This is a genomic window from Synechococcus sp. MW101C3, from assembly GCF_002252635.1.
In the GTDB taxonomy this organism is placed as follows: domain Bacteria; phylum Cyanobacteriota; class Cyanobacteriia; order PCC-6307; family Cyanobiaceae; genus MW101C3.
The window spans coordinates 109,632-135,547 of record NZ_NQKX01000007.1; the positions used below are offsets into that span (position 1 = coordinate 109,632).

22 protein-coding genes are annotated in these 25,916 nt (G+C 68.8%); 12 read left to right on the forward strand and 10 right to left on the reverse strand.

Annotated features, from left to right (window positions below; translation table 11 throughout):
• Positions 1–95: 95 nt before the first annotated feature.
• Both psbA and CJZ80_RS10210 read right to left on the reverse strand, forming a co-directional pair.
• Positions 96–1,172, reverse strand: a complete 1,077-nt coding sequence (gene psbA / locus CJZ80_RS10205) for a photosystem II q(b) protein (protein WP_094512903.1) — start codon at positions 1,170–1,172, stop codon at positions 96–98.
• A 258-nt stretch (positions 1,173–1,430) separates the two neighbouring features.
• Positions 1,431–2,786 carry a YcjF family protein gene (locus CJZ80_RS10210; RefSeq protein WP_233132986.1) on the reverse strand — a complete coding sequence of 452 codons (1,356 nt, stop codon included), beginning with the start codon at positions 2,784–2,786 and terminating at the stop codon, positions 1,431–1,433.
• Between the two features lie 112 nt (positions 2,787–2,898).
• Between CJZ80_RS10210 and CJZ80_RS10215 the strand changes: the two genes are divergently transcribed.
• From CJZ80_RS10215 to trpS, 4 genes are read left to right on the forward strand one after another with little or no spacing between them, the layout of a single operon-like run.
• A complete protein-coding gene (locus CJZ80_RS10215) occupies positions 2,899–3,912 on the forward strand; it encodes a cation diffusion facilitator family transporter (protein WP_094512904.1) in 1,014 nt (337 codons plus the stop codon).
• Positions 3,905–4,435, forward strand: a complete 531-nt coding sequence (locus CJZ80_RS10220) for a hypothetical protein (protein WP_094512905.1) — start codon at positions 3,905–3,907, stop codon at positions 4,433–4,435. The genes CJZ80_RS10215 and CJZ80_RS10220 overlap by 8 nt, the downstream gene beginning before the upstream one ends.
• Before the next feature lie 12 nt (positions 4,436–4,447).
• On the forward strand, positions 4,448–5,131 hold the full coding sequence (locus CJZ80_RS10225; protein ID WP_233132988.1) for a hypothetical protein: 684 nt from the start codon (positions 4,448–4,450) through the stop codon (positions 5,129–5,131).
• On the forward strand, positions 5,128–6,144 hold the full coding sequence (gene trpS / locus CJZ80_RS10230; RefSeq protein ID WP_094512906.1) for a tryptophan--tRNA ligase: 1,017 nt from the start codon (positions 5,128–5,130) through the stop codon (positions 6,142–6,144). Before CJZ80_RS10225 ends, trpS begins: the two co-directional genes overlap by 4 nt.
• 243 nt (positions 6,145–6,387) lie before the next feature.
• On the opposite strand, the gene CJZ80_RS10235 is transcribed toward trpS, so the two are convergent.
• From CJZ80_RS10235 to CJZ80_RS15125, 3 genes are all read right to left on the reverse strand, one after another.
• Positions 6,388–6,846 carry a TM2 domain-containing protein gene (locus CJZ80_RS10235; protein ID WP_094512907.1) on the reverse strand — a complete coding sequence of 153 codons (459 nt, stop codon included), beginning with the start codon at positions 6,844–6,846 and terminating at the stop codon, positions 6,388–6,390.
• A gap of 75 nt (positions 6,847–6,921) precedes the next feature.
• Positions 6,922–7,254 carry a DUF2605 family protein gene (locus CJZ80_RS10240; RefSeq protein ID WP_233132991.1) on the reverse strand — a complete coding sequence of 111 codons (333 nt, stop codon included), beginning with the start codon at positions 7,252–7,254 and terminating at the stop codon, positions 6,922–6,924.
• Between the two features lie 494 nt (positions 7,255–7,748).
• Positions 7,749–8,189 carry a hypothetical protein gene (locus tag CJZ80_RS15125; protein WP_144037010.1) on the reverse strand — a complete coding sequence of 147 codons (441 nt, stop codon included), beginning with the start codon at positions 8,187–8,189 and terminating at the stop codon, positions 7,749–7,751.
• A gap of 304 nt (positions 8,190–8,493) precedes the next feature.
• Here CJZ80_RS15125 and thrS point away from each other — a divergent pair, with 304 nt between their 5' ends.
• The 5 genes from thrS (at position 8,494) to CJZ80_RS10265 (ending at position 16,413) form a co-directional block, all read left to right on the forward strand.
• Entirely contained in the window at positions 8,494–10,329 is a 1,836-nt protein-coding gene (gene thrS, locus CJZ80_RS10245; RefSeq protein ID WP_094513032.1) for a threonine--tRNA ligase, read from the forward strand.
• A gap of 64 nt (positions 10,330–10,393) precedes the next feature.
• Positions 10,394–11,446, forward strand: coding sequence for a glucokinase (locus tag CJZ80_RS10250; protein WP_094512908.1), 1,053 nt, complete (start codon positions 10,394–10,396; stop codon positions 11,444–11,446).
• A gap of 103 nt (positions 11,447–11,549) precedes the next feature.
• The gene (thrB, locus tag CJZ80_RS10255; RefSeq protein WP_094512909.1) at positions 11,550–12,500 is read left to right on the forward strand and encodes a homoserine kinase; all 951 of its coding nucleotides are present in this window, start codon (positions 11,550–11,552) and stop codon (positions 12,498–12,500) included.
• A gap of 165 nt (positions 12,501–12,665) precedes the next feature.
• The gene (locus CJZ80_RS10260; RefSeq protein ID WP_094512910.1) at positions 12,666–14,240 is read left to right on the forward strand and encodes an NAD(P)H-quinone oxidoreductase subunit 4; all 1,575 of its coding nucleotides are present in this window, start codon (positions 12,666–12,668) and stop codon (positions 14,238–14,240) included.
• 61 nt (positions 14,241–14,301) lie between these two features.
• Entirely contained in the window at positions 14,302–16,413 is a 2,112-nt protein-coding gene (locus tag CJZ80_RS10265; RefSeq protein ID WP_094512911.1) for a M3 family metallopeptidase, read from the forward strand.
• A 10-nt stretch (positions 16,414–16,423) separates the two neighbouring features.
• On the opposite strand, the gene CJZ80_RS10270 is transcribed toward CJZ80_RS10265, so the two are convergent.
• The 5 genes from CJZ80_RS10270 to CJZ80_RS10290 are packed head-to-tail and all read right to left on the reverse strand — an operon-like array spanning position 16,424 to position 24,602.
• Positions 16,424–17,020: a triacylglycerol lipase gene (locus tag CJZ80_RS10270; RefSeq protein ID WP_094512912.1), complete on the reverse strand. Its 597-nt coding sequence runs from the start codon at positions 17,018–17,020 to the stop codon at positions 16,424–16,426.
• A gap of 24 nt (positions 17,021–17,044) precedes the next feature.
• Positions 17,045–17,557 (reverse strand): dihydroneopterin aldolase, encoded by a 513-nt coding sequence (locus CJZ80_RS10275; protein ID WP_315855822.1) that lies wholly within the window; start codon positions 17,555–17,557, stop codon positions 17,045–17,047.
• Positions 17,554–18,864 carry a glutamate-5-semialdehyde dehydrogenase gene (locus tag CJZ80_RS10280; protein WP_094512913.1) on the reverse strand — a complete coding sequence of 437 codons (1,311 nt, stop codon included), beginning with the start codon at positions 18,862–18,864 and terminating at the stop codon, positions 17,554–17,556. Before CJZ80_RS10280 ends, CJZ80_RS10275 begins: the two co-directional genes overlap by 4 nt.
• A 12-nt stretch (positions 18,865–18,876) precedes the next feature.
• Positions 18,877–19,899: an ROK family protein gene (locus tag CJZ80_RS10285; protein ID WP_233132992.1), complete on the reverse strand. Its 1,023-nt coding sequence runs from the start codon at positions 19,897–19,899 to the stop codon at positions 18,877–18,879.
• A gap of 11 nt (positions 19,900–19,910) precedes the next feature.
• Positions 19,911–24,602: a translocation/assembly module TamB domain-containing protein gene (locus CJZ80_RS10290; protein WP_094512915.1), complete on the reverse strand. Its 4,692-nt coding sequence runs from the start codon at positions 24,600–24,602 to the stop codon at positions 19,911–19,913.
• 68 nt (positions 24,603–24,670) lie between these two features.
• Here CJZ80_RS10290 and CJZ80_RS10295 point away from each other — a divergent pair, with 68 nt between their 5' ends.
• The 3 genes from CJZ80_RS10295 (at position 24,671) to CJZ80_RS10305 (ending at position 25,916) form a co-directional block, all read left to right on the forward strand.
• Positions 24,671–25,138, forward strand: a complete 468-nt coding sequence (locus tag CJZ80_RS10295) for a Ycf51 family protein (protein ID WP_094512916.1) — start codon at positions 24,671–24,673, stop codon at positions 25,136–25,138.
• Positions 25,139–25,152: 14 nt separating this feature from the next.
• Positions 25,153–25,542 carry a DUF4332 domain-containing protein gene (locus CJZ80_RS10300; protein WP_094512917.1) on the forward strand — a complete coding sequence of 130 codons (390 nt, stop codon included), beginning with the start codon at positions 25,153–25,155 and terminating at the stop codon, positions 25,540–25,542.
• A gap of 65 nt (positions 25,543–25,607) precedes the next feature.
• A complete protein-coding gene (locus CJZ80_RS10305) occupies positions 25,608–25,916 on the forward strand; it encodes a hypothetical protein (RefSeq protein WP_369803030.1) in 309 nt (102 codons plus the stop codon).

Below are 25,916 nucleotides of genomic sequence, written 5' to 3' on the forward strand. Positions count from 1 at the left end.
AGCGGAGGCGCTGCCGGGCCAGAAGAAAAGGCCCCCGCCGCAGCGGAGGCCTTCAGGGGTGCAGGTGCCAGGGGAGGTGGCCCCCGGCGGCTGGCTCAGCCGATCGCCGGAGCCTGCAGCGCCACCGGCACCGACTCCAGCAGGGCCAGGTCGAGCGGGAAGTTGTGGGCATTGCGCTCGTGCATCACCTCAAAGCCGAGGTTGCCGCGGTTGAGCACATCGGCCCAGGTGTTGATCACCCGGCCCTGGGCATCCAGCACCGACTGGTTGAAGTTGAACCCGTTGAGGTTGAAGGCCATCGTGCTCACGCCCAGGGCGGTGAACCAGATGCCCACCACCGGCCAGGCGGCCAGGAAGAAGTGCAGGCTGCGGCTGTTGTTGAAGGAGGCGTACTGGAAGATCAGGCGACCGAAGTAGCCGTGAGCAGCCACGATGTTGTAGGTCTCTTCTTCTTGGCCGAACTTGTAGCCGTAGTTCTGGCTCTCGCTTTCGGTCGTCTCACGCACCAGCGAGCTGGTGACGAGCGAACCGTGCATGGCCGAGAACAGGGAGCCGCCGAACACACCAGCCACACCCAGCATGTGGAAGGGGTGCATCAGGATGTTGTGCTCCGCTTGGAACACCAGCATGAAGTTGAAGGTGCCGGAGATGCCGAGGGGCATGCCGTCAGAGAAGGAACCCTGACCGAAGGGGTAGATCAGGAACACCGCGAAAGCGGCCGAGAGCGGCGCGCTGTAGGCGACGCAGATCCAGGGGCGCATGCCGAGGCGGTAGGAGAGTTCCCACTGCCGGCCCATGTAGCAGGAGATGCCGATCAGGAAGTGGAACACCACCAACTGATAGGGGCCGCCGTTGTAGAGCCACTCATCGAGGCTCACGGCTTGCCAGATGGGATAGAAGTGCAGGCCGATGGCGTTGCTGGAAGGAACAACGGCGCCGGAGATGATGTTGTTGCCGTACAGGAAGGAACCGGCAACGGGCTCCCGGATGCCGTCGATGTCGACGGGAGGAGCGGCGATGAAGGCGATGATGAAGCAGATCGTGGCTGCCAGGAGGCAGGGGATCATCAGCACACCGAACCAACCGATGTAAATCCGGTTGTCGGTGGAGGTGACCCACTGACAGAAGCTCTCCCAGGAGCTGAGACGTCCGCTGCGAACAGCCGTGGCCATTGGAGGTAAGAGGACGGAAGGAAACGGCTTCTTCACCCTCCACTCGCCTCAGGCAGCAACGGAAAATCCGCCAGCATCCGCAGCGAGAGAGCAGCAAAAGGCACCGTACAAAAACGCTAAGGAAGAGCTGCCGAAGCGAGGCACGCGGCCTCCATCTCTTCGCAGATGTTCAACAGAAGCGTTCCGAACTTCACGCAACTACATCATTCAGTAGATCAAACGCAACAATCCCCAGGCCTAAGCCCTTAGCCAAAATCCTTAGGCCGTGGCCTGGCGCAGCACCCACTGACGGCCCTGGTGGAGGAACGCCGGCCAGTCGAGCCGTTCGCTCTCGGCGGCCCGTGCCACCAGCAGGGGGGCCTGCAGACGGATCGCCTGCAGATCCGCCTCCGCCACGCCGCTGCTGAGGGCCAGCACATCGGCCATCGCCCGGGCCACCACCCGGGTGAGGTAGGCACCGCTGAGCGCCTGCAGGCTGCTGCCCACCAGCCAGGCGCTGCCCTCCAGCCGCATCACGCTGGCGAGGGCCTGGCCGGTCCACTCCACCACCCCCAGCGCCAGGGCAGCACGGGCCAGTTCGGTGGCCGCCGCCCGCAGCTGCTCCATCCCCCAGGGGCAATCCCACAGCCGGGCCATCTCCTGCAGCATCAGCCCGTTGGCCACGGCCAGCACCAGCAGATCCACGCTGGGCAGCGGTGCGGCGAACACGCCGGTGGCCACCAGCCACTGGGTGCGTTGCACGAGAGCCTTGCAGCGCTCACGCCGCAGGCGCTCCAGTAAACCCTGCCATTCGCCGTGCAACCGCTCGAGCTGGCGCTGCTCGGTGCGGTGCAGCAGCGCGTGGCCCTGCTGGCGGAGCTCCTGGGCCAAGGGCGTCAGGGCAGCAGGCAGGGCCTCGGGCTGGCCGCTCCAGGGCAGCAGCCGCTCCCGCAGAGGCGCCGGCAGCTGGGCCTGCAGATCGGCCACCAGCTGCGGCTCCTCACCCACCACCAGCAGCCAGACGGGCTGGCCGGCAGGCAGCGTCTCCAGCCAGCGCAGATCGGCGGCCTGCAGCGGCGGGTGCACCGCATGAAGCAGCAGGTCGCAGCGGGGGAAGGGGGCCGGCCAGCTCCAATCGGGGCTGTGGGACGCCAGCGGATGGCCCCAGTGCAGGGTGATCGGCAGGGGCGCGCGCACGCCCTGCACCAGCGGGCCCTCCAGGGCACGCTCCAGCGGACGCAGGCCCACCAGCCCCAGATCGAGGGCCTGGCGGTGCTGGCGGCCACGCAGCTGCTGGAGCTGGTCGCGGCGCTGCTGCTGGGCCGCCTGGAAGGTGTCGGAGGCGGTCGTGCTGGCGCTCTCCAGCTGCTCGAACTGGGGCAACAGCCCCTCACAGCGTTCGATCCAGCCGTTCCAGGAGCTGGGCAGCTGGGGCGTGATCGGGCCGCGTGGGCGCCGCCACCACCACCAGGCACCGGCTGCCGCAAGCAGGGGGAGGCCGCCCGAGAGGGGGGTGTGCAGGCTGTCGAGCAGCAGCCAACCGCCGAGCACGGCCGCGGCAGGGGCCGCCACCGGCAGGAAGGGAATCAGGCCGCGCCAGGAAGCGGCCTCCAGGGGGCGAGCGGAAGAAGGCAAGGAGAGCAACGCCCGCTGCGAACGAACGTCAGCATCTTTAGCTCAGCTCCTCTCCCCTGCCCAGGGGCTCAATAGGTTGGGGGCAACCGAGCCAGGCCCGGGGGCCTCTCCGATGACGGCTGAGCGGATCCGTCCCGACACGGGCGCCCAGGCCCCGAAGGACGTGGCCGACGGGGGGCTGGCCCGTGAAGGCGCCGCCCATGGAGACGCGCCCCGCTCGGCCGTGGCCGACAACCGCGAAGCGGTGAACACGGTGCTGCTGATCGCCTTGAGCGTGAACGTGGCGATGAGCTTCCTGAAACTGTTCGTGGGGCTGTGGAGCGGTTCGCTGGCGGTGCTGGCCGATGCGATGCACAGCGCCACCGATGGCCTCTCCAGCCTGCTGGGGGTGATCACCAACAGCCTTTCCGATCCACTCCCCGACCGCGACCACCCCTACGGGCACCACAAATACGAAGGCATCGGCGCCCTGGCGATCGCGGTGTTCATCCTGTTCGCCTGCATCGAGATCCTGCAGTCGGCGGCGCAACGGGTGCTGGGCGGGCTGGAACCGCTGCGGCTGGAGAACGGCGCCTTCGTGCTGCTGGTGGTGTCGCTGCTGGGCAATATCCTGCTGGCCCGCTACGAACGGCAGCAGGGGCTGCGGCTCAAGAGCGCCCTGCTGCTGGCGGATGCCCACCACACCACCAGTGACATCTGGACCACCTTGATGGTGCTGGCCGGCCTCGCCGGCGCCAGGATGTTTGGGCTCAACTGGCTGGATGTGGCGGTGGCGGCGCCCCTGGCCCTGCTGCTGGTGCGCTCCTGCTGGCAGGTGGTGCGCACCAACCTGCCCTGGTTGGTGGATCACATCGCCATCGCCCCCGAGGCGATCCACACGGTGGCCATGGCGGTGCCGGGGGTGTTGAACTGCCACGACATCGCCAGCCGCGGGGTGCTCGGCCAGCAGGTGTTCATCGACATGCACATGGTGGTGGACGCCGACGACCTGCCCACCGCCCACCGCATCACCGAACGGGTGGAGGAACGGCTGGAGGAACGCTTCGGGCCAGTGCGCTGCACGATTCACCTGGAACCGCGCGAATATGCGCGTTCGGAGATCACCTTTCGCGGAGCCCATGGCTGATCGCAACCGTGAGCTGATCGCACTGCTCACGCCCCGCCAGCAGGTGCGCGTGCGCCAGTTGCTGCTGGAGCAGCAGGGCCATGCCAGCTGGCACGGCGGCGTGCCGGTGCTGCTGCTCGATCGCTGCTGGCTGCGGCTGCGGGTCACACCGGTGGAACACCTGGCCCGGCTGTTGCCGCCCGACAGCACGGCGGAGGCGCCGGAACTCGTGCGTTTCCGCGAACTGCGCCAGCAGGGGTTCAGCGAAGGCGCCGCCCAGGCCCGCTGCTGGGAGGAGTTCGGACCCGCGGCCTGCCAGCTCGCCCTGCACCGCCACTGGCAGGCCTTGGAGGGCCCTCATCACGGCTGGACGCTGGCCGCCTACCTGGCCTTCCTGCGTACCTACCGCGAGCTGTTCGCGGCCGGCCAGGAGCGGCCGCTGCCGCTGGTGGTGCTGGGCCGGCGCGGCAGCCAGGAGCCGCACCGCATCCACTGGCTGGTGGAGACCGGAGCCCTTGATGCGGCACACTTGCCCCCTGATTGAAGGCTTGCGGCCATGGCCGACCTGGAGAACGCATCGGTGCCCACAGACGCGATGCCCACCGACTCTGTGACCACCGAAGCGGTGACCACAGACGTGGTGACCACCGACGTGGTGCCCGTTGAGGCTGGGCAACAGGTGCAACGCCGGGGCGGTGGTCGCCCGCCGGGCGGTGGCAGGGAAGCCGGCAGCCACCGCGAGAGTGGCGGCCTGCGCATCCGCCTGAGCGAGAACGAGCAACGGGCCGCCAAGGTGGTGCAGGAGGCCTTCCAGCTGCGTTCCACGATCGCGGCGCTGGGCTTTTCGATCCGCACCGTGGCCCAGCTGCTGGAGCAGGGTGCGCTCGATGCACTGGTGGCCGAGATGCGCGCCCAGGCGGGCAACCGGCCGGAACGCAGCCGCCCCGAAGGCGGGCGCTCAGAATCGGGCCGCAATGGCGAAGGCGGCGAAGGCCGGCGTGGCCGGCGCGAGGGCTCCGGAGAAGGACGTCCGGAGGGGCGCGGCGAGCGCCGCGTGATCAGCCGGCCCGATCCCTTCGCCCGCCCGAGCCGGCCGGAGCCGGTGCGTGAACCAGAGCCAGTGGCCGAAGCCAGCGCCCCCGTTGAGGAACCCACCCTGGCCGACGACGCTGCAGACACCAGCAGCCCACACACCAGCGACGCCGAGGCGCTGCCCACCGACGCCGAGACGCAGCTGTGACGCTTCGGCCACGTGTGCTCTCGGGCGTGCAACCCACCGGATCGCTGCACCTGGGCAACTGGCTGGGGGCGATCCGCAACTGGGTGCAACTGCAGGACAGCCACGACACATTTTTCTGTGTGGTGGATCTGCACGCGATCACGGTGCCGCACGATCCCGCCCTGCTGGCGGAGGCCACACGCCGCACCGCCGCCCTCTACCTGGCCTGCGGCATTGATCCACAGCGCTCCACGGTGTTCGTGCAGAGCCAGGTTCCGGCGCACAGTGAGCTCACCTGGCTGCTGAACTGCGTCACGCCGCTGAACTGGCTGGAGCGCATGATCCAGTTCAAGGAGAAGGCACGCAAGCAGGGCGACAACGTGTCGGTGGGGCTGCTCGATTACCCCGTGCTGATGGCTGCCGACATCCTTCTTTATGACGCCGATCTGGTGCCGGTAGGCGAAGACCAGAAGCAGCATCTGGAGCTCGCCCGCGACATCGCCCAGCAGCGCATCAATGCCCGCTTCGCGCCGGAAGACCAGCCGCTGCTGAAGGTGCCCGAGCCGTTGATCCTTGCGGAGGGTGCGCGGGTGATGAGCCTGATCGACGGCCGCAGCAAGATGAGCAAGAGCGAACCGAATGAGGGCTCACGCCTGCACCTGCTCGATCCGCCCGAGCTGATCACCAGAAAGATCAAACGCGCCAAGACCGATCCGGTGATGGGGCTGGAATTCGGCAACCCCGAACGCCCCGAAGCCGACAACCTGCTCGGGCTCTTCGCCCTGCTCAGCGGCAAGACACGGGACACCGCTGCCGCCGAATGCGCCGCGATGGGCTGGGGACAGTTCAAGCCATTGCTGGCAGAAGCCGCTGTGGCCGCCCTGCAGCCGCTGCAGGAGCGTTATGCCGAGATCCGCCGCGACGAGGCCTACCTGAGCGAAGTGCTGCGCGAGGGCAAGGAGCGGGCGGCAGCCGTGGCCACTGCCACGCTGGAGCGTGTGAAGGCAGCCCTGGGCTTCTTGCCGGCGGCCTGATCAGGAGGGCGATGCCGCGTTCCTTGAAGACTGACGTTGCTTTTCCCCAAGCCGATGCAGACATAGCCCCTGGCGTGACTGCTTGGCTGAGCAGTGAGTGGCACGATGCGACTGATAAACCTTTCGCCATGATTAACACAACGAAGCCGAACGGGAAATCGTGCTGATTGAGTGGGGCAACCTATGGCTTCACGCTCCTCTTCGCCTTGGTCGCGCGTGAGCAGTCAGGCTGCGGTACGCCGCTCAAGGCTCCCGGTACACCACGCGACCACGTTCATCATTGCCCACATCGAGCAGATGCTCATGCAGCAGCTCTTCGATTTCGGTGCGCACGGCGTCGTGGTCGGTGCCGGCAGGCAGTGTTACAGCGAGGATCGCGTCATTGAGGGTGAAGCCAACACTGCCGGAACTGCGGGCCAACACGAGCAACTGGCGCGCCAACGGCTCCGGGCGGTTGGTGTCGGCTTTGGCGAGGGCTTCCTGCAACACCAGCGGTTGGTTGGCCTGCTCGATCATCGAGCTGATCAGCAGCGCATCAATCAGTTGGCCGATGCCGCAGAAGCCAAAGGTGAGCAGCCACAACACCCCGCTCAGCGGCTTGCGGGCGTAAAAGCGATGCAGACCGCACAGGCCGACGAAGCCGCATGCCCAGAACAGATAGCCGAGTGCCACGTGGCGTCGCTCGATCAGGGGGCTCGCCATGCTCAAAACCAGCGATGCTCACAGCGGATCCCCGATGCTATCGGGGCTCTGGCTGGGCTCCGGCCTGGCGTGGTGTCATCCGTCTCCAGGGGGCGGCGGGGGGAACAGGGCCGGTTTCTGGCGGTCCGGGGGCAGGGTCACCCCCGCCTCCCGCAAGGCTGCCGACAAACCCCACACCTTCATCACAAGGCGGTGCCACGGGGCCATTGCCTGCATGTCGAGGGCGAGGGTTTCACTCATGGCGCCGCGCAGTGCTCGTGCCGCCATCAACTCCTGCAACGAGCGCGTAAGCATGGCATCAAAATCCCGCTGCTCCGTGGGCCCCAGCACCGTTTCCGGGCAATAGGCCAGCAGATCTTGGCCCCGCTCGAACCAACGCTGAAAATCATCCAGCAACGAATCGAGCACTTGATTGAGCAGCGGGCCAGCTCCCGCAGGCTGCGAAAACGGTGAGGAAGAGTCGGGAATCGGTGTGCTCCAGCTCGTGGACAGCCTAGGAACACAGCCCGCTTTCGGCAGAGCGGCGGCTGGCGTACTGGCGCAAACTGTGGTGCGCCGGACCCACGCTTGCAGGTGCAACGCAGGATCAGCCAAGGCGGCGGCCACATCCGTGCGGGATCGCACGGCTCCGGGCGGAGTGGCTCGGATGGGAGACCGAGGCGGGGCCTTAGGCCGTGCATGCTCTGCCGCAGTCCGGCGCTTGATTCTGTGGCTCCAGCCAACGCCGCTACAGCTTTCAACCGCGGCTGGGGAACAGAACGGGCATGGGGCCGCTTCGGCTGATCTCCCGCGTCAGCGTCACATCAGAACGATCGAAGAAAACCAGTTGTGTGCTCCATGAGGGCACATCTGTGGCAGCGCATGTGTTGTTGGCAAGCTGGATGCTGACCCAATACCATTGGTCAGAATTGCTGGATACGCCGTAGAGAACGTTCTTGTCTGAATACTGGGAAAGTTGATGATTGCCAGGTCTGTAACAGCTGCAGATCGGGATGGCGTGGATCGTTCCGGTCAAACGTAATGGTTCCCTCCGGCACCATGCTCCAATCCAGCGAAGAATAGGCTCCTACCCTGCGCAGCCGATTGTCGCTGTCAAGCATGGAGGTGGCAGCGATCTCCAGCGCGTCGGTGCCATCACGCAAAGTCCGAAGATTATTGACGCGATCCCTTACCAACAGATTGAACCTGTGGGGATGCACAGCAAGGCCATGGCCCAAGAGGGTGGTGGGATCCAGAGAATGAGAAAGCACCTGTTCCTTCTGCCTAGAACGAGTGATCCAGTAGAGGCGATTACACGAGCTCACCCCAAAGAGCAATGCATTCGCCGGCGCGGCAGCGGCCACGCCACTGACCACGGTCCTGGACGCCGCTGTGTCCCTGGATCCAGCCACCTTGTCGCTGCATCGGGTTCTCCGCATCCAGCCCTGCCTGGCAGTGCCCGCAGATTCGGTCACTCGTCCAGCAGTACAGACACTTCTCAGGTTTTTAGCATTCTCTCAACGTCCCACCTGAGACAGGCCTCCTGGCGCCAGGGGCTCCGAAGCGGCCGGCCAGCGGCAACCGCCGGACCCAGGGGATGGCAGCGTTCCTATCAATAGGAGGATCAACAGCCGATGCTTAGAGTTGAGGGTCTTCTGGCCCGTTGCCGTGCCTACCGCTTCCCCTGCCGCCGAGCCCGCCAGCCGCTCTGGGGAAACGGTCACCACCCCGGTGCTGCTGCCCAAAACGAGCGAAAGCCCCCAGCTGCTCAAAATTCGCCACTCGATGAGCCACGTGCTGGCCATGGCGGTCCAAAAGCTGTTTCCCCGGGCGCAGGTCACGATCGGCCCCTGGACCGAATCCGGCTTCTATTACGACTTCGACCATCCCGAACCCTTCACCGAAGCCGATCTCAAGGCGATCAAGAAGGAGATGGGCAAGATCATCGGCCGCCGCTTGCCGCTGGAGCGCATCGAGGTGAGCCGCGCTGAAGCGGAGGCGCGCATCTCGGCCCAGAACGAGCCCTACAAGCTGGAAATTCTCGCGGGCCTCATCGAGCCGATCACCCTCTACACGCTCGGCGAGGAGTGGTGGGATCTCTGCGCCGGGCCCCACGTGGCCAACACCAGCGAGTTGAATCCCAAGGCCTTCGAGCTGGAAAGCGTGGCCGGCGCCTACTGGCGCGGCGATGAGAAACGTGCCCAGCTGCAGCGCATCTATGGCACCGCCTGGGAAACAGCCGAGCAGCTGGCGGAGCACCAGCGCCGCAAGCAGGAGGCTCTGCGCCGCGATCACCGCCGGCTCGGCATCGACCTCGACCTCTTCTCCATCGAAGACGAGGCCGGTGCCGGCCTGGTGTTCTGGCATCCGCGCGGCGCCCGCATGCGGCTGTTGATCGAGGATTTCTGGCGGCAGGCGCACTTCGCCTCCGGCTATGAGCTGCTTTACACGCCCCATGTGGCCGATCTGAGCCTCTGGAAAACCTCCGGGCACCTGGATTTCTACCGGGAGAGCATGTTCGGCCCGATGGATGTGGATGAGCGGCAGTTCCAGCTCAAGCCGATGAACTGCCCCTTCCACGTGCTCACCTACGCCAACACCCTGCGCTCCTACAAGGAACTGCCGATCCGCTGGGCGGAGCTGGGCACGGTGTACCGCTACGAGCGGCCAGGAGTGATGCACGGTCTGATGCGCGTGCGCGGCTTCACCCAGGACGACGCCCACATCTTCTGTCTGCCCGAGCAGATCGGCGATGAAATCCTCGGTGTGCTCAACCTCACCGAAACCATCCTCTCCACCTTCGATTTCCAGAACTACGAGGTTCATCTCTCCACCCGGCCAGAGAAATCGATCGGGGAGGATGCTGTGTGGGAGCTGGCCACCGCCGGCCTGGTGGAGGCGCTCGATCGCAAGGGCTGGGCCTACAAGATCGATGAAGGGGGCGGCGCGTTCTACGGCCCCAAGATCGACATCAAGATCGAGGATGCGATCGGCCGGTTATGGCAATGCTCCACGATTCAGCTGGATTTCAACCTGCCCGAACGCTTCGATCTGCACTACGTGGCCGCCGATGGCCAGCGGGCGCGGCCGATCATGATTCACCGCGCCATCTTCGGCTCGCTGGAGCGCTTCTTCGGCATCCTGGTGGAAAACTACGCCGGTGATTTCCCCTTCTGGCTGGCACCGGAGCAGATCCGTCTGCTGCCGGTCACCGATGAGGTGCTGCCCCATGCCCACACCGTGCTCGCCCAGCTCAACGCCGCTGGAGTGAGAGCCACGCTGGATCGCAGCGGAGAACGGCTCGGCAAGCTGATCCGTAAGGGCGAGCAGATGAAGATTCCGCTGCTGGGCGTGATCGGCACCCAGGAAGCCGAGCAGGGCAGCGTCAACCTGCGCAGCCGCCGCAACGGTGATCTTGGCGCGGTGGCCCTGGCCGAGCTGCTGGCCGCAGCCGCCCAGGCCAACAGCGTGCGTGCGGCGGGTCTGGAGTTGCCGGTCGGCTGAGCCCTGGGCCCTGCGGCGCGTCGTCACCGGGCCTGGCAGCATCCCACCACGGCGCACCTTCCCCATGCCCATCCTGCTGGCCGGCGATATCGGCGGCACCAAAACCCTGCTCGCCACCTATGCCGTGCGGGAGGGTCAGCTGGTGCAGCTGCGCTCGGCCCGCTATGCCTCGGCCGCCTGGAGCGATTTCAGCGCCATGGTGCGTCACTTCCTGGCCGAAGGTGCCCAGGGCACAGAGACAGGTCCGCCCCGCCAGGCCTGCTTCGCGGTAGCGGGGCCGGTGCAGAACGGCCAGGTGAAGCTCACCAACCTCGCCTGGCATCTCGATGCCGGCGCCCTGGCCAAGGCCTGCGCGTTCGAGGCCGTGGAGCTGGTGAACGACTTCGCCGTGCTGATCCATGGCCTGCCCCATCTTTCGCCCGAGCAGCAGCAACCGCTGCGCGGCAACGCCCACCCGGCTGCCGCCGCTGCCACGGGGCCGGTGGCCGTGCTCGGCGCCGGCACCGGCCTGGGGGTGGCGATCGGCGTGCCCGGCCCGCACGGCCCGATCGCCCTGGCCAGCGAAGCGGCCCATGCCGCCTTTGCGCCGCGCCAGGAGCAGGAATGGCGCCTGCGCCAATGGCTGCTCAACGAGCTGGAACTGGAGCGTGTCTCGATCGAGCGGGTGGTGAGCGGCACCGGGCTCGGCCATGTGGCGCGCTGGATGCTGCGGGAGCGCGATCCGGGCGGCAGCCACCCGTTGCACGCCCCGGCCGAGGCCTGGTGGCAGGCGGAGAGGCAGGGGCTGGCGGAGCGGCCGGATCTGCCGGCCCTGGTGGCCCAGGCGGCCCTGGCCGGCGAGGCGCTCGCTGCAGCGGCGCTCGATCTCTGGCTTGGGGCCTACGGCAGCGCCGCCGGCGACCTGGCCCTGCAGACGCTCTGCAGCGGCGGCCTGTGGGTGGGCGGCGGCACGGCCGCCAAGCTGCTGCCCCAGCTGCGTTCTCCCGTCTTCCTGGAGGCCTTCGGGGCGAAGGGGCGGCTCTCGCCGGTGCTGAAGACGATTCCGCTGCGGGCGCTGGTGGATCCGGGGGCTGGCCTGTTCAGCGCCGCCTGCCGCGCCCGCACCTTGATGGGCTGAGCGCAGGGCCGGAATGGCGGGCGTGGAGCAGCGGGCCTGTATCGGCGCGCACCGGCGAATGGGACACTGAACCCATCACGGTCAGCAGGAAGGGAAGGAACGCATGGTTAGGCCCCGCATCGGGCAGGGAGTGGCGGTGGATGTCCCCGCCACCACCGCCAACCTGGGGCCGGGGTTCGATTGTCTCGGCGCCGCCCTCGATCTCAACAACCACTTCCAGCTCACCTGCATCGAGGGGGATGGTGAGCGCTTCGAGCTGATCATCGAAGGCAGCGAGGGCGCCCACCTGCGCGGCGGCCCCGACAACCTCATGTACCGCTCGGCACAGCGGGTGTGGAAAGAGGCGGGCGAACAGCCGGTGGCGCTCGAAGCGCGGGTGCGGTTGGCGGTGCCGCCGGCGCGAGGCCTGGGCAGCAGTGCCACCGCAATCGTGGCCGGCCTGATCGGCGCCAATGCGCTGGTGGGAGAACCGCTCAGCCGCGAGAAGCTGCTGGAGCTGGCGATCGACATCGAAGGCCACCCCGACAACGTGGTGCCCTCCCTGCTCGGCGGCCTCTGCATGACGGCCAAGGCGGCGTCGCACCGCTGGCGCGTTGTGCGCTGTGAATGGCATGAAGCGGTGAAGGCCGTGGTGGCGATCCCGGCGATACGGCTTTCCACCAGCGAGGCGCGCCGGGCCATGCCGCGGGTGGTGCCGATCCCCGATGCGGTGGTGAACCTCGGCTCGCTCACCCTGCTGCTGCAGGGTCTGCGCACCGGCAGCGGCGATCTGATCGCCGATGGCATGCACGACCGTCTGCATGAGCCCTACCGCTGGGGCCTGATCCAGGGCGGCCGGCAGGTGCGGGAGGCGGCGCTGAACGCAGGGGCGTGGGGGTGTGTGATCAGCGGTGCCGGTCCGACGCTGCTGGCGCTCAGCAACCGCGACCAGGCCGCAGCGGTGGGCCGGGCGATGACCCAGGCCTGGGAACGGGAAGGGGTGGCCTCGCGCTTTCAGGTGCTGGATCTGCATCTGGGCGGCAGCCGCTGGGAGCCCTTGCCCGACCGCAACTGAACCCGGAGTTCGCCACAATTCCCGCCGACGCCACGGCGGATCCCTGCTGCGATCCGTGTCCACAGCCCTGTTGAGTAGAACTACTCAGCACCGTGCGTGTAACTGATAAATTCTCCGGGTTGCACCGCCCCAGCGGCGGCCCGAACGTTCCCCTCGCAGGCTGAAATGGACGCCAATCTGCCCCTGACGGCCGCGTCCTCTCTCCCTGCAGACTTTCCCTGGCTCACGCTGATCGCCCTGATCCCGGCGGCGGGGGCCCTGTTGATGCCCCTGGTGCCCGGCGATGGCACCGATCCGCGCGCTCCCCGCACCATCGCCCTCGGGGTGCTGCTCGTCGACCTCCTGCTGATCCTTTGGGTGTTCAGCCAGGGCTTCGACAGCAGCCTCAGCGGCCTGCAACTGGTGGAGCGGGTGCCCTGGCTGCCCGCCCTCGGCCTGGAATGGTCGCTGGCCGCCGATGGCCTCTCGGCACCGCTCGTGGTGCTCAGCGGCCTGGTCACCCTGCTGGCGGTGGCCGCCAGCTGGAACCTCAACCGCAAGTGCCAGCTTTATTTCGGCTTGCTCCTGCTGCAGGCCTCCGCCCAATCGCTGGTGTTCCTCTCGCAGGATTTCCTGCTCTTCTTCCTGGCCTGGGAACTGGAGCTGGTGCCGGTGTACCTGCTGATCGCCATCTGGGGCGGCGCCCAGCGCCAGTACGCGGCCACTAAGTTCATCCTCTACACCGCCACAGCCTCACTGTTGATCCTTATCAGCGGACTGGCCCTGGCCCTCGGCGGTGACGGTTTCACCCTCAACCTGCAGGAACTCAGTGAGCGCTCCTACGGCGGCAGCTTCGCCCTGCTCTGTTACCTCGGCTTCCTGATCGGCTTCGGCGTGAAGTTGCCGATGTTCCCGCTGCACACCTGGCTGCCCGATGCCCACGGCGAAGCCAACGCGCCGGTGTCGATGCTGCTGGCCGGCGTGTTGCTCAAGATGGGCGGCTACGCCCTGCTGCGCTTCAACGTGCAGATGCTTCCCGACGCCCATCTGCGCCTGGCACCGGCGTTGATCGTGCTGGGCATTGTCAACATCGTGTATGGCGCGCTCAATGCCTTCGCCCAGGACAACGTCAAACGGAGGATCGCCTGCAGCTCGGTGAGCCACATGGGCTTCGTGCTGCTCGGCATCGGCGCCATCGACACCCTCGGGCTGAGCGGGGCCATGCTGCAGATGATCAGCCACGGCCTGATCGCCGCTTCGATGTTCTTCGTCACCGGTGTGTTCTACGAGCGCACCAAAACCCTGTCGATCCCCAACATGGGCGGCCTGGCCAAGGTGCTGCCGATCACCTTCGCCTTCTTCCTGGCCAGCTCCCTGGCCTCGCTGGCCCTGCCTGGAATGAGCGGCTTCATCAGTGAAATCACCGTGTTCCTGGGGGTCACCAGCAACGACAGCTTCACGATCGGCTTCCGTGTGATCACCATCATCCTTGCCGCCATCGGCCTGGTGCTCACCCCCGTCTATCTCCTGTCGATGAGTCGGCGGGTGTTCTTCGGCCCCAGGATTCCGGCCCTGGCCGTGGTGGGCGACATGAAGCCCCGCGAACTGGTGATCGGCCTGGTGCTGCTGGTCCCCACCCTGGCGATCGGCTTCTGGCCCCGCCTGGCCATTGATCTCTATGGCGCCAGCACCAACGCCCTGGCCGAGAAGCTCAGCGCCCACGCCCAGCTGGCCCTTGGCCGGCTTCCCGTCCTGGGCTGAGCCGCCGGCGGCTGCACCGCTGGGGTGAAATGGGTCCACACCACCCCAACGCTCCCCGGCGATGCCATCCACCCTCGAAGCTCCTGTGGCCCTGCTGGTCGGCGAGGGCCTGCCTGACTACGCAGCGATCACTCCCGAGCAGGTCAGCGCGCACATGCCCGGCCTGCTGGCCGAGCTCGATCAGCAGCTCGACCGGCTGGAAGCAGAGCTCTCGGCAGCCCTCGAGGCCGAAGCTCCGCTGAATTGGCAGCAGGTGATGGGGCCGCTGCAGCGGCTGGGCGAGCGGCTGCGCTGGAGCTGGGGGGTGGTCAGCCACCTCAACGGCGTCTGCAACGGGCCGGAGCTGCGCACCGCCCATGCCGGCCAGCAGGCCGCCGTGGTGGCCTTCGGCAATCGCGTCGGCCAGAGCAGGGTGCTCTACCGGGCGCTGGAAACCCTCCAGGCCAGCAACGACCTCGATGACACCCAGCAGCGCATCCTCGCGGCCGAACGGCGCGACATGGAGCTGCGCGGCGTGGGGCTGGAAGGCGACGACCAGGCCGCCTTCAACGCCACCAGCCAGGAGCTGGCCGAACTCTCCACCCGCTTCGGCAACCAACTGCTCGATGCCACCAACGGCTGGAGCCTTCTGCTCACAGAAGCGGCCGAGGTGGAAGGGTTGCCCGAAAGCCTGCGCGGGCAGCTGGCTCAGGCGGCACGCCAGGCCGATCACCCCGAGGCCAGCGCCGCCGAGGGCCCCTGGTTGCTGGGCCTCGACATGCCCCGCTATGCCCCTTTTCTCAAATACAGCCGCCGCCGTGATCTGCGCGAGCGCCTCTACAAGGCCCATGTGAGCCGGGCCTCCGGCGAAGACGGCGGCAACGGGCCGCTGATCGAGCGGATCCTCACCTTGCGGCGCGAGCAGGCCCAGCGCCTGGGCTACGCCCACTGGGCCGATGTGAGCCTGGCCGCCAAGATGGCCGGCTCGGTGGAGGAGGTGGAGCGGCTGCTGGAGGATCTGCGTGCCGCCGCCCATCCCGTTGCCCTGCAGGAACTGGCCGAACTGCGCGCCTGTGCTGTCCGCGCCGGCGCCACTGAAGCCGAGGACCTCCAGGCCTGGGATGTGAGCTTCTGGGCGGAAGTCCGCCGGCAGGAAGCCTTCGCGCTCGACAGCGAGGCGCTGCGCCCCTGGTTCCCGCTGCCGCGCGTGCTGGATGGTCTGTTCGGCCTCTGCAACCGCCTGTTCGGCATCCGCATCAACGCCGCCGATGGCGAGGCGCCGGTGTGGCACCCCGATGTGCGCTACTTCCGCGTCGACGACGCCGGCAGCGGCGAAGCCATTGCAGCGTTCTATCTCGACCCCTACAGCCGTCCCGGCAGCAAAAGGGGCGGTGCCTGGATGGATGAATGCCTGGTGCGCAGCGTGGCGGACGACGGCCGGCCGGTGCTGCCGGTGGCCTACCTCGTGTGCAACCAGAGCCCGCCGGTGGGCGACACGCCCAGCCTGATGACCTTCGAGGAAGTGGAGACCCTCTTCCACGAATTCGGCCATGGTCTGCAGCACATGCTCACCACGGTGGAGCGGCCTCAGGCGGCAGGCATCAACAACGTGGAGTGGGATGCGGTAGAGCTGCCCAGCCAGTTCATGGAGAACTGGTGCTACGACCGCGCCACCCTGCTGGGCATGGCCCGCCACTGGCAGAGCGGCGAGCCCCTGCCCGAAGCGGAGTTCGCCAAGCTGCAGGCGGCCCGCACCTTCATGACCGGCGCCGCCACCCTGCGCCAGGTGCACCTGGCGCTCACCGATCTGCGCCTGCACAGCCAGTGGACCCCTGAGGACGGCCGCTCACCAGAGGCGCTGCGCCGTGAGATCGCTTCCACCACCACCGTGATCGCCCCGATCCCTGAAGACGCGCTGCTCTGCTCCTTCGGCCACATCTTCGCCGGCGGCTACGCAGCCGGCTACTACTCCTACAAATGGGCTGAGGTGCTCAGCGCCGATGCTTTCAGCGCCTTCGAGGATGTGGGTCTCGAGAACGAGGAGGCCATCCAGGCCACCGGTCGCCGCTTCCGCGCCACGGTGCTGGGGCTGGGGGGCAGCCGCCATCCGGCCGAGGTGTTCGAATCCTTCCGCGGCCGGCAGCCCTCGCCGGAAGCGCTGATCCGGCACTCGGGCCTGGTGGCGGTGGCCTGAACCTGCCTGTTCAGGGGGCCAGCAGCACCTGCCGCAGCGCCTCCAGCGAGCGCGGGTCACTGAGGATGTGCTGGTGCAGGGTGGGGGGCAGCGGTGTGCACGGCCCCACCGGCAGCACGCCCCGCCAGGCCGGTATCACCACCTGGTCCAGAGGCGAGTAGTAGCTCTGGCACTCCACCCCCTCAAGGCCGCTGAGATCGCCGTTGAGCTCGCGCACCAGCGGGCTGCCCAGCTTCATCTCGGCGATGCCGCCCACCAGCCAGGAGGGCCACGGCTGGGCGACGATCGTGCCCTGCTGGGGGCTGCCGACGCTGATGAAACGCCGCGTGCGCTGATGGCCACCCAGCAGCTGGATCCAGGTGCGACCGATCACTCCGCCCATGGAGAAGCCGAGCAGATCAATCGGCTGATCCGGGCCGAAGGCCGCCTCGATCGCCGCTCCGAGCCGCTCCGCCAGCGGCCGCATGCGGGTGGCCCCGAGCCGGTGGGGCAGGTGGGGGATCAGCAGCGGGTCGCGGGCGCCGGCCAGCTGGCGGGTCAGCCGTGCGAACAGCCGTGGGGTGTCCCAGAGACCGTGGACGAGAACAAGGGGGGGAAGCGCCGTCATCGGGCCATCCTGATGGCCGGGGGCTCAGTGGCCGCTGGAAGCAGAAGTGGCAGGTGCAGCAGGCAGCCCCGCCGGCTGGCCGATCCGCTCCGCGTGCCGCCAGCGCTCCACCGCCACGCTGCCGCTGAAGCCCGGCACAGGGGCTCGGCACTTGCGCAGCTCCAGCCGCTGCGGCACCGGGCCGTACAACCGCTCGATCGTGTTGAGCGTCTGCTCCGCAAAGGCCTCCAGGGTGAGGCAGCGCAGCTCCCGGGCCAGCCGCTGCAGGGCCTGGATCGCCACGCCGTAATCAAGGCTTAGACCCAGAGCATCGGCGCGCCCCGCCCGCGCCAGTGGCCACCAGAGGGTGAGATCCAGCTCGAACCACTGGCCAAGCAGGCGCTCCCGCTCCAGCACCCCCACATGGGCCCAGAGCCGGAGGCCCCGCACGTGGATGGCGTCCGCGCCAAAGCCTGCGGGGTGGCCGGCAGGCTCAACGATGGGGTGGCTGGGCGTGGCGCTGGCGGGTTTGCCGGGCGGGTTTGAGGCGGCAGTCACAGGGGGAGGGAGCGGTGCATGAAGCGCTGATCGCCGCGGGCGTAATCCGCCACGGTCTGGCCATGGCCGCGCAGGCGGTAGCGGTAGGTGACCAGGCCCTCCAGCCCCACCGGCCCACGCGGGGGCAGGGTCTGGGTGCTGATGCCCACCTCCGCCCCGAGGCCGTAGCGGAAGCCATCGGCGAAGCGGGTGGAGCAATTGGCGAACACCCCGGCACTGTCGACGGCGCGCAGGAACTGCTCGGCTGTGGCTGGATTGGCGGTGCAGATCGCCTCGGTGTGGCGGGAGCCGTAGTGGGCGATGTGGGCCAGCGCCGCCTCCAGGTCGTCGACCAGCTTCACCGCCAGGACCAGATCGGAATACTCCGTGCCCCAGTCCTCGTCGCTGGCGGGGAGCGGCACGCCGAGGGCGCAGGCGCGGGGATCACCGCGCAGCTCCACCCCCGCCGCCGCGAAGGCCGCCACCGCCGGCGGCAGGAAATCAGCAGCAATGGCGCGATGCACCAGCAGGGTTTCGATCGCGTTGCAGGCGGCGGGATACTGGATCTTGGAATCCAGGGCCACCCGCAGCGCCTCCTCGCTGTTGGCCTCCGCATCCACGTACAGGTGGCAGATGCCGTCGGCGTGGCCCAGCACCGGCAGACGGGTGTTGTCCTGGATGAAGCGCACCAGGGCATTGGAGCCGCGCGGAATGATCAGATCGACCAGGCCCTCAAGCTTGAGCAAGGCGAGGCTCTCCTCCCGGGAGGTGAGCAGATCGAGCACCTGCGGTGACACCGCACTGGCGGCCAGACCCTGCTGCAGGGCCCTGTGGATGGCGGCGCAGCTCAGGCGGGCTTCCCGGCCCCCCTTGAGCAGGGCGCCATTGCCGGAGCGCACCGCCAGCGCTGCGATCTGCACCAACGCATCGGGGCGCGCCTCGAAGATCACCCCCACCACCCCGAGCGGCACCGTGATCCGCTCCAGCACCAGGCCCTCATCCAGTTCCGTGTGCAACTGACGTTGGCCGAGCGGGTCGCTCAGGGCCGCCAGCTGACGCACCCCCGCCACGGCCGCCGCCAGCTTCGGGCCATCGAGCACCAGCCGTGCCGCCAGCGCCGCCGGCAGGCCATCGGCCTGTGCCGCCTGGCGGTCAGCTGCATTGGCGGCCAGGATTTCAGCAGACGCCTGCTCCAATGCCGCCGCCATCGCCTCCAGCGCCGCCTGGCGCTCGGCGTCGCTGCTCTGGGCGAGCTGACCCGCCGCTCGCCGCACCGCCAGGGCGCGCTGCAGCAGTTCTGGGGAGGGGTCAGGAACGGGGCTGGTCATGGCCCCATCTTCTCAATCGGTGGGCGGCAGGGGCGCGAGACGATCGAAGGCCAGCCGGGCGGCACCGAGCCGGCCCGCCCCGTTGCCGAGGGCACAGCGGCGCAGACGCAGGCCCTCGCGGCTCTCCGGCATCACCCGTTGCTCCACCTCCCGCCAGACCGCCGGCAGGAAGTGGTGGCTGGCGCCGCTCAGGCCACCGCCGAGCAGCACCAGCTCAGGCGTGAGCACATAGAGCAGGGAGCTGAGGCCCGTACCCAGCAGCTGGCCGTAGCGGTCCCACACCGCCAGGGCATCGGCCTCACCCGCGTCGGCACGGCGGCAGAGCTCGCGGGGCTCCAGCAGCGACAGGCGCCGCAGGCCATTGATGCTGCAGAACTGTTCCAGCGAGCCCCGGTTGCCGCTGTGGCAGTCGGGACCCTGCGGATCCACGCCGATCAGCCCCGGCTCGGCCGCCGCCCCGTGGGGCCCGGTGAACAGCTGGCCGCCCAGCAGCACCCCGCCCCCGACGCCGGTGCCCAGGGTCAGCAGCAGCACATTGTCCTCGCCGCGCGCCGCGCCGCACCAGGCCTCGCCCAGCAGGGCGCAGTTGCCATCGTTGGCCAGCACCAGCGGCCGATCGAGTCGGGCCTCCAGCCAGTCGGCCAGCGGCACCCGGCGCCAGCCCGGCAGGTTGATGGCGATGCGGGCAACGCGACCGGACGCATCGACCGGGCCGGGCACGCCCACGCCCACAACGGCCGCCTGCCGCTCTGGGTCGAGCTGCTCGATCGCCGCGGCGATCGCCATGGACACGGCGCCGGGCATCGGTGGCTGGGGGGTGGGCAGCTCCAGCTCTGCCAGGGCCTGGCCCTTGCGATCAACGCGGGCCAGCTTGATGGCCGTACCGCCGAGATCCACCCCGATGGCCTGATCTGCCGCGGAGGCTGCCGGCAGGGGAGAGGGCCGCGGAGCCGTACAGGCCAGGCTTAGGGCGGAAGCCTCGAGCGCGCTGGGAGCCATGGCGGACGTTGAGGCCTTGGATGGGGCGTCGGCCATGGGCGGGGCGTTCAGAACCGGAAGAAGAATTGCAGCTGGGTTTGCCAGCGACCTTCCGCATCCACCGATCCCTGCAGGCCGTAGGTGTCGTTGACCTGATAACGCAGGGTGAACTGGGGGGGGATGTCGCTGCGGTTCGGTGCCGCCAGCATCGAGAGGTTGATCCGATCGGTAAGGTCCAGGCCGAAATCGGTGGCCAGCACCAGCTGGGAGGGCACCCGCCCATTGCCCCTGTTGGGATTCTGGCTGTCGGTTGGCACCACGTAGCTGGGGTAGATCGCGAAGCTCACCCGCTGGCCGAGCGCATCGGTGAGCGTGCTCACCAGGGGTGAGAGCAACGACTGGCCCAGCACAGTGGCCAGGGCCGCGCCCGCATTGCCCCCGGTGAGGCCCGCCAGCGAATTGCCACCGATCAAGGCCACCAGCCGCTCCTGGGACAGCGGCGGATTGCTGCGCAGCTCCAGTGATTCACCGATCCGGTCGGCCGGACCGCTGATCTTCATCACCACCCGCACGAGATTGAGCTGGTCCAGCGGGGTGAAGCCGCCGCGCAGGTCCTGTTCGGTCACGAAGCCCGGGCTGCGGCCCACCTCCAGGCTGTTCGACACCCGGGTGCGCAGGGCGATGTCGAGGAAGGGCACCAGGCCCAGCGACGGGGTGAACACCGCCACGTTGGGCGCATCGGGATCGAGCGTGAAGGTGGTGGTGAACAGCGTCAGGCGGCCGCCCCTAAGACGCACCACACCGCGGGCCTGCAGGCTGCTGTCGATCGGCCCGTTGAGGGTGAGCAGACCAGTGGTGCGGAAGGCCGCCACCGGGGGCATCACCACCTCCAGATCAGGGCCAAGGTTCAGGCGCAGATCCTCCAGCTTGAAATAGGAAAGATCGGGCACCGAGCTGCGCAGCGCCTCTCCCGAACCCGTGTCCACACCTGCCCCCATCAGCACCAGCGGCTGCTGGAAGTCCCAGTTCGACTCCAGCAGGGTCTGCATCGCTACCGGCCTCACGGCCACGGTCTTGCCTTCGCCGCCCTCGATCTGCTCCGACTGGGCTAATTGACCGGGCTGCACGTTGAGCTTGCCGCGGCTGACATTCACCTCTCCGCCCACCAGCGGCCGCAGCAGGGTGCCGGTGACGGTGAGCAACGCGTCAGTCTGGGCGTTGAGGCGCGGCACGCTCAGGCGGGCGGTGGTGAGTTCCACCTGCAGCGGCTTCTCCTCCGGCAACGGGGTGAACAGCCGCAGGCTGCCGGCGGCCTTGATCGCCCCCTTCTGCCCCACCTGGCCGCTGAACTCCTGCACCAGTAGCTGCTCAAAGTCGAACAGCACGGTGGCTTCCAGCCTGGTCACCTCCTGACCGGCCAGCAGCAGCTCGCCGCCTCGGACGCGCAGGAAGCCGTTGGCGGAGGGGTCGTCGAGGCTGCCGCGCACCAGCAGCTCCAGATCGGCGCTGCCCCTACGCCAGAGCAGTTGCTTGCCGCCCAGGGCCGTGAGGAAGCGCAGGCCATCGCCGCGGCTGGAGAGCCGCAACCGCAGGCCGTCGCTGGCGGGATCCAGCGGCACCCGCGCGCTCAGATCCACGCTGTCGGCGGCACTATCACCACGCAGGGAGGCCTGGGCCGACACAGCGGCTTCATCGAGGCTCACCTGGGCGTTCTCCAGCACCAGCGGGATGCCGTTGAGCGAGCCGTCGCGCAGGGCCACCCGGGTGGTGAACTGTGGCTCCGGTGCGGACCCAGGCCGGCCCGCGCCACCGATCCGGAAGCGGCCTTCCAGATCGATCGTGCCGCGCAGCCCATTAGGAACCGGCGTGATCAGGGCCAGCAGCCCCAGCGAAAGACCTTCCAGCGCGAACTGGCCCAGGCCGGGTCCGAGCGGCCCCTGCAGCCGCACCACGAAGGGCTCCAGCTGCAGGGCCTGATCGCGGTCGTCGCCCTTCAGCCACAGGTGACCCTTGGCGTTGAGAGTCAGCCTGAGCGCGGCGAGGTTGGGTCCGGCCAGGGTGCCGTCGAGATCCACCAGGCCGCGCAGCAGATCGGTGCGGAACTTCGGCCTGGGCGCCATGCCGGCCTGGGCGGAGTCCTCGAGCCGGGCGCGAGCCGCCGCCAGAGCTGCCAGTTGATCGGCCACGGTGCCGCCCAGGGTGTCGATCGCCAGCACACCCAGATCGCTGGCGCGTCCCTGGGGCGGACCCACCACCCCGCCGGTGCGGGCGCGGAGCTGAAGCACCTGCTCGAAGAAGGCGCTGGTGAGCGAACGGCCTTCAAAGGCGAGCTGGAGCGGGCCACCGCCACTGCCGGTGGCCCGCAGGTTGAGCTGGCCACCGCTGAGCGGATCGACCCGGCCACGGAGCCGGTAGCGGCCCTGGCGGAGGTCACCTTCGGCCACCAGCTCGCGGGCGAGCAGCCCCAGCAGCGCCGGGCGCTCCACCTGCACCCGGCCGTTCATCGTGAGCGGCGCCAGGCCCACCACCCCTTGACCGCTCAGCAGCCCCTGCAGCGGCTCGCGGCGGCCTCCTCGGGTGGTCTCTAGGCGCAGGCCGTTGAGGGGCAGGCCGCGGGCCTGCCAGCGGTACTGCTCCCGGCTGCCATTGAGCGCGAGCGTGCCCCCCTGGCGCTGCAGGCTCACCTGCCGCGGCAACCAGGAGGTATCGAGGCTGGCGGTAAGCGTGCCGGGCAGGGCGGTGCCGGTGGAGCGCATGCTCAGCTGGCTGCCGCTGCCAGCCGCCACCAGCCGCCCGGTCCAGCGTTCCCGCAGCTGGAGCGGACCGCTGCCCAGGTCGGCCACTTCCAGGCGCAGGTCGGGCCGCAAGGCCGCCAGCGGACCGCGCAGGCTGCCGCGGGCCCCCAGCGTGCCGAACAGGCGGACTCCCACCAGCGGACTGAGGCGCTGCAGGGGATAGGCGGGCAGGTCGAGCAGCAGGTCAAGATCACCCGCCACCAGCCCGCGGCGGTTCTGCCAGCGCAGCGGCAGGCGCCCCTGGGCGGTCAAGCCCGGCGCCGTCAAGTCGTCGAGACGCAGCAGCCCGTCCCTCCAGCCCAGCTGCGCGATGGTGGCCCCCAGCACCGACCGACCCTCCACGCTCACACCGGCCGGAGCCCGCAGCACGGCCGTGAGCGTGTTGGGCACGGCAGGACGGCCACCCGCCCTAGCGGAGGCGGCACGGGCCAGCAGGTCGAGGTTCAGCAGCGGGCGGCCCTGGCGGGCCAGCGAGCCCTGCAGGCGTGGGGCCAGCAGCGTTCCCGACGACTCCAGCTCCAGCGACAGCGGCTCCTGACGGCCCAGCAGCGAGCCCAGCCAGGGGGCGGCGCTCCAGAGGCTGGGGTGCAGCGAGCCCGACCGACTGCGCACCGCCAGCCTGGGCCAGAGCGCACCGTCGGCCACCAGCTGGGAACGGCCGGACGTCAGCTGTAAACGCCGCAAGTCCACTGCCAGGGAACGGCGCCGGTCCACCTGCAGATCGGCGCTGAGCGCCAGCGGTGCCGGACTGGTGGGCGTGCCTTTGCCGAGCGGAACCCGGCCGGTGAGCTGCACTCTTGGTTGCAGCCAGGGCCCCTGAACCTGCAGTTGCAGGCGATCGCCGCGCCGGGGATCTTCAGCACCGCCGGTGAGGGCGAAGGAACGGCCCGGCACCAGCGAACCAGCGGCGCTGCCGCGCCAGTTGGCCATGCTCCAGCGCATGGGATCGAGGCTGATCTGGTCGTCGCGGCAGCGCAGCTGGGCGCTGTCGGCTTGCCAGGGGGCGGGCAGCTGGGGGTCCTGCAGCTGCAGTCCGCCCAGGCGCAAGTTGCCGCCGCAGCGGAAGCGACCGGCTTGCTGCGGCAGTGTCAGCGACAACGACAGGCGGCCATCGGCGCGACCGCTGAGATGGCGCCCGCCGGCACCCCCTGGCCGCGCGAAACCGATGCCGGCCGGCAACAGGCCCGCCAGGGGCTCGAGCTGCACCTGCCGCAGCCGCAGCGCCAGATCAAGCTCGCGGCGGTCCCACTGGAAGCGGCCCTCGGCGCGCAGGCGGCCGGCAGCAGCGCCAACGGCTTGCCTCAGCCCGTCGCCGGCTGCAGGCCGACCAGCGAGAGCCGCCGGCTCAGGCTTGCGGGGCAGGCGTTGCGATCCGTTGAGGCGCCAGTTCACCAGGCGCTTCTGCAGGTTCACCGCCACCGAGCCCCGCAGCCGCAGGTGGAGCCCCGCCGGGGCAATGGTGACCGGCGTGGAATCGGCGAGGTGCACGTTCAGGTTCAGCCGCGGCGGCTGTCGGCCGGCGACGGTGCCGCCGAACACCCAGTACTGGCCGGCGGCATTGCGGACGAGATCCATCTCGGCGCCCCTCGCCGTGAGCTGGAGAGTGGGGGTCCAGGTCTGCAGGCTTCCCAACGGATCCAGCCCCACAGTGAGGGAGCGCACCTTCACACTTGACCCGTCATTGGGGCCGGGGCTGAAGCGGCTGGCGCCGATCGCCATGCCCCAGGGCCGCAGCCCGTCGTAGGGGCCGAGTTCAAGGGGATGACCCAGGGCGCGGGTCAACTGACGTTCAAGGTCGGGGCGCCAGCGGTCGTAGAGGCTGCGGCCGATGTGATCGGCGCCGAACCAGCCCGTGGCCACCAGGCCTGCACCGAGCACTGTGGCCACCACCAATGGACGGCGCCGTCGCCGCCGGCCCACGGCCTGTGCCACGGCCCCTGCATTGCGCTCAGCGTCGTCCCCCATCGGCTCGCTTCTATCACCGCCTGAGGTGGCCGCAATATATAAGTTGAATCCCCTGCCGCCCAGCCCCCATGCCTGCCGATCCGATCCTGCTCAAAGCCGGGCAGTGGCTCGCGGGGGCGAGCGCGGTGCTGGCCGTGGCGACCCTGGTGGGGTTCATCTCCAGCTGGGGGATCCGCTTCCGGCTGGTGGGGGTCACCAGCTTCACTGTGCTGCTGTCACTCTCCTGCTGGGCCTTCGCGATCAGCTACAACCCCCGTGAGAAGGTCGAAGGGGCGGTGAACGCTCCGATCGTGTTCGACAACGGCACCAACCTGGTGGTGGCCACCGCCGGCGCCGATCTGAGCCCAGCCTCCTACGGGCCCACCGTGGAGCAGTTGGCCCGCAACCTGCGCGGCAGTGGCCGCATCACCACCGACGGCAGCGTTCATGTGCGCCTGCGGCGTGTGGAAACGGTGGCACCAGGCGTGAGCAAGCCCGTGGTGCTGGCGGAAGCCACCCGCGGCCGCGATGGAACCGTGGTGGTGATCAAGCCCTGAACGTCCCCGCCCCCATGTATCCCCTGCCCCAGCACTTCCATCTGGAGCAGGAGCAACTCCAGGCCGCCGGCGTGCGGGAGTGGGCCAGCCTGGCCCGGCTCCAGGACGGGGCCCTGCGCCAGTTGGCGAGACAGGGGGCTTCCGAACAGCGGCTGACGCGTCTGCGCGGCCAGGCAAGGCTGATGGAGGCGCTCGCCCTCGACGCCGGTGATGCGGCCCTGTTGCTCCATGCCGGCATTGCCACAGCCACCGCTCTGGCGGAATGCTCACCGGAACGGTTGCAGGTGCAGCTCACCCGGCTGGAGCGGGCCCTGCGGCCAGGAGCTCTTGCCAGAATCGACCGTGACACCGTGCGCGGCTGGATCCTTCGGGCCCGCAAGGCATCCAGTCGCTCCCCAAACTGACCCGCCGCGCCCCTGCCCCACCCTCCATCTCACTGGAATGGGAGCACTCCCTCCTTGGTCTTGCATTGACTTACACCCGTCGCTGGGGAGACACCAGCCATGCGCTCTGCTCCCTCACAGCCGCACTCGCATCGTTCGCCGTACTGGCAGCCGCTCCAGCCGGTGCCGCTTCCGCCCTGCTCGAATCGGTCAAACAGAATCCGCAGGTGGCCCAGAACCTCTGCAGTCAGTTGCGTGCCCTCAATGCCCAGGGCGTCCGCTCCAGTTCCCCCCAGGCTGTAGCGATGGTGGCCCAGAGCCGCAACGTCAGCACTCAGGACGCCGAAGTGCTGACGACTTACGTGGTGGGCCTCTACTGCCCAGACGTGCGCTGA